Source organism: uncultured Arenimonas sp. (assembly GCF_963976025.1).
GTDB lineage: Bacteria > Pseudomonadota > Gammaproteobacteria > Xanthomonadales > Xanthomonadaceae > Arenimonas.
The window spans coordinates 1-6,712 of record NZ_CAXBJS010000149.1; the positions used below are offsets into that span (position 1 = coordinate 1).

A 6,712-nucleotide genomic window follows, 5' to 3' on the forward strand; every position below is an offset into this window, starting at 1 on the left:
CCCGCCACATCATCCGGCAGAACCTGGCCTGGGCACTGGCCTACAATGTCGTGGCCCTGCCCCTGGCGGCACTGGGCCTGGTCGGCCCCGGACTGGCGGCGCTGGGCATGGCCGCCTCGTCGCTGGTCGTCACCGCAAACGCCCTGCGCCTGGGGCGCACGAAAGGTTTAGCCGCTTGAACATCCTGCTCGCCCTGATCCCGGTTTCGCTGCTCCTGCTCGTCGCGGCGATCTGGTTTTTCCTGTGGGCGGTCAAGCGCGGGCAGTTCGACGACCTCGACACCCCGGCGCTGGACATGCTGCGCGAAGACGACCGTCCGGCGCCGGATCCCGAAGCGCGCGACAAGCGCGAACCACGCGACGCCGACTGATGCCGGTCGACCTGCTGGTGCTGGGCGCGGCGCTGCTGACCGGCCTGCTGGGCGGCGTGCACTGCATCGCCATGTGCGGCGGCATCGCCACCGGCCTGGCGGCGACGTCGCCAAAACCCGGCCTGGGCACCGCGTTCGCGCTCAACACCGGCCGCGTGCTGGGCTACACGATTGCCGGCGCCCTGGTTGGCGCCTTTGGCGGTGGCCTGCTGCTGCTCGCCCGGTCCGAAGCGCTGGCCACCGGCCTGCGCATGGCCATGGGCGGCGTGCTGATCCTGGTCGCCGTGCGCCTGCTGTGGCCGCGCAGGCTGGGTTTCCTTTCGCGCGGCGGCGCCTGGTTCTGGAAAATGCTGCGGCCACTGCAGTCGAAGCTGCCGGTGCACGGCCCCTGGCGGCCCTGGGCCCAGGGCCTGCTCTGGGGCTGGCTGCCCTGCGGACTGTCGAGCACGGTGCTGGTCGCCGCGTGGCTGGAAGCCAGCGCCCTGCACGGCGCGCTGGTGATGGCCAGCTTCGGCATCGGCACGATGGCGACCATGGTACCGGTCACCTGGAGCGGCGCCCGCCTGGGCCAGCTGCTGGCCAACCGCGCCTGGCGCTACGGCGCCGCCGGCCTGGTGGCGCTGGCGGGCGTGGTCACGCTGGCGGGCCCCTGGCTGGCCGGCCAGCCGGCGATCCATTCGGTGCTTGAAGCCCTGGGCTGCCGTTCGATCTGAATGCGAAAGCGCCCGCCCGATCTTGATGGACTCGCCGCAAGCACGCTGCAGCTGCCACCTGGCGATTGGACCACGGTGCTCGATTGCCTCTGCGATCGGTTCCCGGCGGTGCCGCGCCCGGCGTGGCTGGACCGGATGGCGCGCGGACGCGTTCTGGATGACGCGGGGCAATGGATCGGGCCGGACACGCCGTTCAACGTCGGGCAGGAAGTCCACTATTTCCGGGAGGTCGCCGACGAACCACGAATTCCTTTCGAGGAAGTCGTGCTGCACGCCGACGAACACCTGCTGGTGGCGGACAAACCCCACTTCCTGCCGGTCACTCCTTCCGGCGCCCATGTGCATGAAACCCTGCTGGGCCGCTTGATCCGCCGCACCGGCAACCCGGACCTGGTGCCGCTGCATCGTATTGACCGCGAAACGGCCGGGCTGGTCCTGTTTTCGACCAACCCTCAATCGCGTGCACGTTACCAGGCGCTTTTCCGCGAGCGGCGCATCCGGAAGCAGTACGAGGCGATGGCGCCTGCCCTTCCCGGCCTGCGCTTTCCCTGCGTGCGCACGAGCCGGATCGCCGCCGGCGAACCTTTCTTCCGCATGCAGGAAACGCAGGGCCCGGACAACAGCGAAACCCGCATCGACGTGATCGATCGCGGCGAGCCGGACTGGCGTTATGCCCTTGAGCCAGTCACCGGCCGCAAGCACCAGCTCCGCCTGCACATGGCGGCACTGGGCGCGCCGATCGCCAATGACAGGCTGTATCCGTCGCTTGACCACCGCGCAGCCGGGGACTATTCGGCGCCGCTGCAGCTGCTGGCGAAACGGCTGTCGTTCATCGATCCGCTCGATGGCGACCCGCGAAGCTTCTGCAGCGGCCGGCAGCTCCCGGGCTGATCAGCGAAGCTCGCGGGCCCTGCCGGCGGATGCCGCCGGCGCATGCACCAGGGCGTCAAGCCGCACCCGGTCGAGGATCTTCAGCTGGCGGCCGCGCACGGCGATGACACCTTCGTCCTGGAGCTTGGTCAGGGTGCGGCTTACCGTTTCGATGACCAGGCCCAGGTAGCTGGCGATGTCCTCGCGGCTCATCGGCAGGGTGAAGACGTCGTGCGGCTGGCCGAGCAGCTTGTAGCGTTCCGACAAGCCGTGCAGGAACAGGGCCACGCGCTCGTGCGCCTGGCGGCGGCCCAGCATTTCAAGATGCGACTGGTCGCGGTTGATGCCCTGGCCGATGATTCGCAGCAGCTGGTGCTGCAGGCCGGGCACTTCGCGGCAGACTGCTTCGAGCTGGCCCATCGGGATTTCGCAGACGCTGGCCGGCGACAGCGCTTCGGCTTCACAGGCGTGTTTGCCGGTGCCCATCGCGTCCAGGCCCATCAGCTCGCCGGGCAGGTGGAAGCCGACCACCTGCTGTTCGCCTTCGGCATCGATGGCCACGGTCTTGAAGGCGCCCTCGCGGGCCACGTACAGCGAGCCCAGCGCCTGGCCGGAGCGGAACAGCGTGTCGCCCTTGCCCAGTGGCCGACGCGTGCGCACGATTTCGTCCAGCTGTTCCAGGTCGCGACCGCCAATGCCGGCCGGCAGGCACAGCACGTGCAGTGAACACTGCGCGCAGCTGCGCCGCAGGCGGTCGAGGTCGAGTACTTCGGCCGTCATATCAGTCCTTGGCCGGCTCCGTTCCGGCGTCTTCCGCGGTCCAGCGCTTGAGCCAGGCATTGACCGTGTCGTGCCAGAGCACGCTGTTGTGCGGCTTGAGGATCCAGTGGTTTTCGTCCGGGAAATACAGCAGCTGGCTGGGCACGCCCTGGCGCTGGGCGGCCGAGAACGCGGCCAGGCCCTGTTCCACCAGCACGCGGTAGTCGAGCTGGCCGTGGATCACCAGCATCGGGGCCTTCCACTTGTCGACGTGTTTGATCGGATTGAACTGCTCGTAGGCTTCGGGCGACTGCACCGGGGTGCCGCCGTTTTCCCACTCTGTGAACCACAGCTCTTCGGTGTTGAAGCCCATGATGCGGGTATCGACCACGCCGGCGTGGTTGACCAGGCAGTCGAAACCATCGGGCCAGTTGCCGGCGATCCAGGCCACCATGTAACCGCCGTAGCTGCCGCCCAGCGCACAGGCGCGTTCGCCGTCGAGGAAGGAATATTTTTCCTGCGCCGCGGCCCAGCCTTTCTGCAGGTCCTCGAGCGGCTTGCCGCCCCAGTCGCCGGTGATCGAATCGGTGAAGGCCTGGCCGTAACCGGTGGAGCCGTGGAAGTCGATCATCACCACCGCGAAGCCGGCGCCGGCATAGGTCTGCGCATTCCAGCGGTAGTGGAAGTTGTTGCCGAAGCTGCCCTGCGGGCCGCCGTGGATAAGGAAGGCCACCGGATACTGCTTGCCTTCCTCGTAGCCCACCGGCTTGACCACGTAACCGTGCACGGTTTCGTCGTTCCAGCCCTTGAAGTTGAACTGCTCGTAGGCGCCGAACTGGATGTGTTCCAGCGCCTCGGCATTGTTGTTGGTCACCTGCCGGGCCTGGCTGCCGTCGGCGCGGGCCACGAAGGCCTGGGCCGGGGAGTCGAGGTCCTCGAAGGTGTAGGCCAGGGTGTCGCCGACCAGGTCGTAACCGCCGACCGTGCCGCCGCCGATGACCTTGCTGGCCTCGCCGCTGGCGATGTCCACCTTGTAAAGCGCGTAGGTGCCGACGTCCTGGGTCGTGGTGTAGATCGACCTGCCGTCCGCCGACAGCGTGATGTTGCTGGCGGAGCGGTCCCAGTCGGGCGCGATCTCGCGGGTCTTGCCGCTGGCCAGGTCCATGGCCATCAGGGCCAGGCGGTCGGCTTCGAAGCCCGGGTGTTTCATGGCGCGGTAGTACAGGGTCTTGCCGTCGGCCGAAAACACCGGGCCGCCGTCCAGGGCGGGGTTGGCCTCGGTCAGGTTCTTCGGCGCGCCGCTGCCGGTGGCACGCGCGTGGTAGAGGTCGTAGTCGGTGGACCAGGCCTCCTCGCGGCCCACGGCCTTGGCGGCGAACACCAGCGACTGGCTGTCCGGCGCCCAGGTGTAGTCTTCCTTGCCACCGAAGGGCTTGGCGGGCACGTCGCCTTCGATGCCGGCGCTCACGCGCGCCGGTTCGCTACCGGCCTTGCCTTCGTCGTTGAAGCGGGCGACGAACAGCTGGTTGCGACGACCGTCCTTCCAGGTGTCCCAGTGGCGGACGAACAAGCCTTCGTACAGCACGCCGCTGGTCTTGGCGGCCGCCTTGGCATCAAGTTTTTCCTTGGTGCAGGCCAGGGTGCCGCAGTCGGTGAATACCTCGAAGCTCAGCGCCACGGCCTTGCCATCGGGCGAAATCTTGAAGGTGCCGACCGGCAGCGGGTAGTCGCTGACCTGCACCGGCTCGCCGCCGTCGACAGCCTGCTTCCAGAGCTGCGAGGAGCCCGACTTCGAGGACAGGAAATACACCGCGCTGCCGTCGGGCGCGAACGCCGCGCTGCTGGCGCCGAACCCTTCGGGCGTGAAACGCACCGGCGGCGCCGCGTCGCGCGCGAACAGGTTCTCGATCCACAGGCCGGTGCTGGCCTTGTTGGCGTCGAAGTCGACTTCGCGCACCGTCAGCAGCAGGTGCCGGCCGTCGGGCGACAGGGTCGGCGCGGAGACGCGTTCAAGCGTGACCAGGTCACGGGCGTCGAAGGGTTTGGCGGCGACCACCGCGGGGGCCAGGAAAGCCGGCGCCAGCAGCACGGTAAGCAGGGAACGCAGGGCCATGACGTGATCCTTGGGAAGCCAGCCGACATGTTAGGCGCCCCTGCCGGGGGAGGCAAAGCCGGCGGGCCCACCCGACCCTATACTCGGCCGACCCCAACCGGAGCCCGACCGTGAACGAGACCACCCTGCCCGCCCGCGACGACTTCCTGGGCCATCCCAAGGGCCTGTACGTCTGCTTCTTCACGGAAATGTGGGAACGATTCTCGTTCTACGGCATGAAGGCGCTGCTTCTGCTTTACCTGCTGAAGTACCACCTGTTCACGGACGAACTGGGACTGGACCTGCTGGGGGCCTACGGCGGGCTGGTTTACGCCGTGCCGGTGATCGGCGGCCTGCTCGCCGACCGCTACCTGGGCATGCGCAAGGCCGTGGTGTTCGGCGCGGTGCTGCTGGTGCTGGGCCACCTGGGCATGGCCTTCGAGGGGGAGCAGGCCCGCCTGGTGGACGGCGTGATCGTGCGTGATGAAGGTGCCCTGCAGGTGTTCTACCTGTCGCTGGCGCTGATCATCATGGGCGTGGGGTTCCTGAAGCCGAACATCTCGACCATCGTCGGCCGGCTGTACCCGGCCAATGACCCGCGGCTCGATTCGGGCTTCACGGTGTTCTACGCGGGCATCAACGTCGGTGCGATGTTCGCCAGCCTGGTCTGCGCCTTCCTGGGCGAAACCTACGGCTGGAAATATGGCTTCGGCGCCGCCGGCATCGGCATGATCGCCGGCCTCATCGTCTTCCTTTGGGGACAGAAGTACCTGATGGGCCAGGCCGAACCCAATGACCCGGCGAAGCTGCGCCAGCGGGTCGGGCCGTTCAGCCGAGAAATCTGGATCTACCTGGGCAGCATCGCCGGCGTCGCCCTGGTCTGGCAGCTGATCCAGCGCACCTGGACCGTGCACGGCGCGATGCACCTGATCGCGGTGGTCTTCCTGGCCTGGTTTGCCTGGTTCCTGGTCAAACACTGCAGCCGCAGGGAGCGCCAGCAGATGCTGGCGCTGGTGTTCCTGATCATCGGCGTGCTGGTGTTCTTCACCCTGTACGAGCAGACCTACGGGTCCTGGGTGACCTTCACCGACCGCATGCTCACCAAGGACCTGTTCGGCGCGCTGCCGATCGGCTACCAGGCCACCGTGCCCTGGGCCATCTTCGCGCTGGGCCTGAGCCCGGTGCTGATGGTGCTGGCGCTGAAAGCCAGCGACCGCGGCCGCGACGGTTTCGCCAAGGCCATGGTCGCGCTGCTGGCCCTGGGCATCGGCGTGGCGATCGTGCACGACGTGGTGATGGTGCAGCAGACCGCCGGTTCGCTGACCTTCCTGGGTGCGTTTTTCATCGTGGTGCTGTCGCCGCTGTTCGCCTGGCTGTGGCCCTGGCTGGACCGGCGCGGCCTCAATCCGTCCAAGCCGATGAAAATGGGCATCGGCCTGGTCGCGGCCGGCCTGGCCTTCGTGCCACTGATGCTTGCCGCTGAATCAGCTTCGGGCGGCGTGATGGCCAGCGTCTGGTGGCTGGTGCTGGCCTACTTCGTGCTGGAGATCGGCGAGATGTGCCTGTCGCCGATCGGCCTGTCGGCGGTGACCCAGCTGTCGGTCGCCCGCGTGGTGGGCCTGATGATGGGCGCCTTCTGGCTGGCCACCGCCTATTCGGAAGTGCTGGCGGCGCAGTTCGGAAAACTCGCGGCGCTGGACCTGCCCGCCGACGGCGTCATCGACATGGCCGAGGCCGGGGCGAAGTACGGCGGCCTGTTCGAACTGATGCTCTGGGTCGGCGTCGGCACCGGCCTGGTGTTCGCGCTTGCCAGCCCGCTGGTGAGGCGTTGGATGCATGGGGTGAAATAGGCCCTCCCCTCATCCGGCAAAAAAAACGGCGCCCACCAGGGCGCCGTTTTTTTGGAAC

At 67.8% G+C, this 6,712-nt stretch carries 6 protein-coding genes; 4 read left to right on the top strand and 2 right to left on the bottom strand.

Annotated features, from left to right (window positions below; all coding sequences use genetic code 11):
• The first annotated feature begins 175 nt into the window (after window positions 1–175).
• Genes ccoS through AACZ35_RS11110 form a run of 3 tightly spaced genes read left to right on the top strand, consistent with a single transcriptional unit; the run spans window position 176 to window position 1,974 of the window.
• Entirely contained in the window at window positions 176–370 is a 195-nt protein-coding gene (gene ccoS / locus AACZ35_RS11100; protein WP_339829220.1) for a cbb3-type cytochrome oxidase assembly protein CcoS, read from the top strand.
• Window positions 370–1,083, top strand: a complete 714-nt coding sequence (locus tag AACZ35_RS11105; protein WP_339829223.1) for a sulfite exporter TauE/SafE family protein — start codon at window positions 370–372, stop codon at window positions 1,081–1,083. The genes ccoS and AACZ35_RS11105 overlap by 1 nt, the downstream gene beginning before the upstream one ends.
• Window positions 1,084–1,974, top strand: a complete 891-nt coding sequence (locus AACZ35_RS11110; RefSeq protein ID WP_339829226.1) for a pseudouridine synthase — start codon at window positions 1,084–1,086, stop codon at window positions 1,972–1,974. It begins immediately after the preceding gene.
• Here the strand turns inward: AACZ35_RS11110 and AACZ35_RS11115 are convergent, their stop codons facing one another.
• A complete protein-coding gene (locus tag AACZ35_RS11115; protein WP_339829229.1) occupies window positions 1,975–2,733 on the bottom strand; it encodes a helix-turn-helix domain-containing protein in 759 nt (252 codons plus the stop codon).
• 1 nt (window position 2,734) lies between these two features.
• Complete coding sequence (locus AACZ35_RS11120; RefSeq protein WP_339829231.1) at window positions 2,735–4,825, bottom strand: S9 family peptidase; 2,091 nt, start codon at window positions 4,823–4,825, stop codon at window positions 2,735–2,737.
• A gap of 110 nt (window positions 4,826–4,935) precedes the next feature.
• Between AACZ35_RS11120 and AACZ35_RS11125 the strand changes: the two genes are divergently transcribed.
• Complete coding sequence (locus tag AACZ35_RS11125; RefSeq protein ID WP_339829234.1) at window positions 4,936–6,654, top strand: oligopeptide:H+ symporter; 1,719 nt, start codon at window positions 4,936–4,938, stop codon at window positions 6,652–6,654.
• The last annotated feature ends 58 nt before the right edge of the window (window positions 6,655–6,712 follow it).

Bases quoted from the DNA above. Each gene is read 5' to 3' on its own strand.
- AACZ35_RS11115 (WP_339829229.1), bottom strand. From the start codon at position 2,733: ATGACGGCCGAAGTACTCGACCTCGACCGCCTGCGGCGCAGCTGCGCG.
- AACZ35_RS11120 (WP_339829231.1), bottom strand. From the start codon at position 4,825: ATGGCCCTGCGTTCCCTGCTTACCGTGCTGCTGGCGCCGGCTTTCCTG.
- AACZ35_RS11105 (WP_339829223.1), top strand. From the start codon at position 370: ATGCCGGTCGACCTGCTGGTGCTGGGCGCGGCGCTGCTGACCGGCCTG.
- AACZ35_RS11110 (WP_339829226.1), top strand. From the start codon at position 1,084: ATGCGAAAGCGCCCGCCCGATCTTGATGGACTCGCCGCAAGCACGCTG.